General features: G+C 38.7%; 2 protein-coding genes and 1 pseudogene. All 3 read right to left on the bottom strand.

Features of this window, described 5'->3' with window-relative positions; genetic code table 11:
• The coding region (locus ACR2F7_RS09560; RefSeq protein WP_432713349.1) for a glycosyltransferase at positions 1-428 on the bottom strand (428 nt) is incomplete at its 3' end.
• Positions 425-1849 carry an exosortase Y-associated Wzy-like protein gene (locus ACR2F7_RS09555; RefSeq protein ID WP_432713348.1) on the bottom strand — a complete coding sequence of 475 codons (1425 nt, stop codon included), beginning with the start codon at positions 1847-1849 and terminating at the stop codon, positions 425-427. The genes ACR2F7_RS09555 and ACR2F7_RS09560, both read right to left, overlap by 4 nt.
• Positions 1839-2033: pseudogene (locus ACR2F7_RS09550) on the bottom strand (hypothetical protein); the annotation flags it as partial. The pseudogene ACR2F7_RS09550 and the gene ACR2F7_RS09555, both read right to left, overlap by 11 nt.

The raw sequence follows: 2033 nt of genomic DNA, 5'->3' as shown, positions 1-2033 counted from the left end.
TTATTCATGCTGTAGGTTGTTAACATCCCCCGTGGTGACAACACAACAGGCACTCTATACCACATTGCTATGCAACAACTCATTACTGCAATGGTATTCCACCAGGAATGTATGTGGACAATACAATTATTAGGGCCAATACGTTTGTGCTGCCTGATCTGGCTAATCAACTTCAAAAGTAAGGCTGGTGATAGATGAATTGGATCTTTAGCAATACGTTTACAATAATGTACTTCCACATTTGCTACTGTTGTAGCCACATTAGGTGCCACAGGCAGTTCAGTTTTTCCATTGGCCGTGGTGGTTAAAACTATAATTTTAAAAGCACTTTGTTGAAGCTCTTCGCATAAGTTTGCTACTGATAAAGTAGGTCCACCATATATATAGGCTGGTTTATAAGCTGGTGTAATCTGGAGAACGGTTATCATACACTAAGGGGTTTTAAGATTTTAAAATACTTGAACATAAAAAAGAGCAGCATCATCAGTATATATCCATAAACGATGTTATTGATGATGAATTCCCAGTTGTTGCCACGCCATAAAGGCTGGAAAATGCTATTAAAGAGGAGCATGCAGCCCAATTCATAACCACCAAATAATTCTTCTGCCTGGTTACACAGCCATTGGGCTATACTTCCATAGAGCAGCATACATGTAAATACACCAAGGAGGCCTGCGCTTAAGTAGCCGTCAATAATGGTCCGGGTTTTTGCAGACACCGTTGATAAGCGACTCACCACACCTGCTGTGTAAACTCTTTCCATAGCCGTTTTTTCTGTAAACGGTTTCTCATCCCACAATGCTCTGGGGATTAATGACTGCATTGAATTCTCTAAGATATGTAACCTATAATAAGGTTGTTGTGCAGGCGTGTGCTTTACATATTGACAAAACATACCAATTTCACTAAACCTATTGGTAAGGAACATCCAGTTATTGCTGCGAATTAATACTTCCTTCTCTCCGCTGGCTAGCAGTTCGTAGGCTTCTGCTCTTGCTGTTTGTGGACTTTTGTTACCTATCCATGATTCCTTTCTCACTATGGTAGTTAATGTGGGTAAAATATATAGAAGCAAATAAAGAGACGGGAAAAAGAGAATGGTGATTGTTTTTTTAAAGTGTGGATACGCAAAGAAGCCTAAGGTGATTAGATTGACCAGAATTATTTCCTTAAAACCTGTTAGTGTAGCATTTAACAGGTGCACGATAAAACACAGTCCTCCTAACAAAACGAGGACAGCCTTTCTATGGGCCAGGCCTGTTACCAACAGAAATGCTTGTCCGCTTGCTGCTATGGCGAGCAGGTAATATTTCAACTGTATAAAAGCTGTAACATAATTCATCAGGATGGCAATACCTGTGGTGATCAATGTTAACCATATTACCAATGCAGTTAAGTTAAGGCTTAGCTTGAATTTTACAACTGTAGCCTGAGGTTTAGTTTGAAAGGTGATACCCATGACTAAAGCAATATGCCCCAAGAGTGCCATTCTTTGACTTTTGGCCAATAAGTAGGTTTGATCGTTAACAATAAAGTGAGTATAATTGATATCCCTGAAGTATTCAAAACCTAAATGATTAACGAAATAGAATATGGAAGTACAGCACATGTAACCGGCAAAAATGAGTTGCAACAGCACAATTGGTCGCATTATTTGCTCGCTTAAAGATCGATCCATTTTGATACAGCGATAGGGAGATAGAATTGTCGCGTAAAAAATATAAAAAGAGCCTAAAAATGCAATAGTGTACGACAATAGGGGATGGTGGGTAACAAGTTCCGCTAAAACCCATGGGATGGTAACCATAAAGATCAGCGTTGATTTATCGGTAATTTTAGGAATCATATAAACAGTTAATAATATGGTCAACCTGTACTTTAAAGCTCCATTTCTGAATTTCTCTTTTTGAATATTTACCTGCTGTTTCCAATCGATCGGGTTGTTCTAAGAGCAGCTTCAATTGCCTGCTGAAGTCCTTGGGGTCTTTGCTTATAAATATTCTACCATTGTTATGGCTAACTAAATCTAT

The organism is Pedobacter sp. (assembly GCF_045628745.1).
GTDB lineage: Bacteria > Bacteroidota > Bacteroidia > Sphingobacteriales > Sphingobacteriaceae > Pedobacter.
Note: the sequence above shows the minus strand (reverse complement) of the source record. Positions and strands in the feature narration are given on the sequence as shown.

Coding starts and splice junctions, on each gene's coding strand:
- ACR2F7_RS09555 (WP_432713348.1), bottom strand. CDS start 1,849: ATGATTCCTAAAATTACCGATAAATCAACGCTGATCTTTATGGTTACC.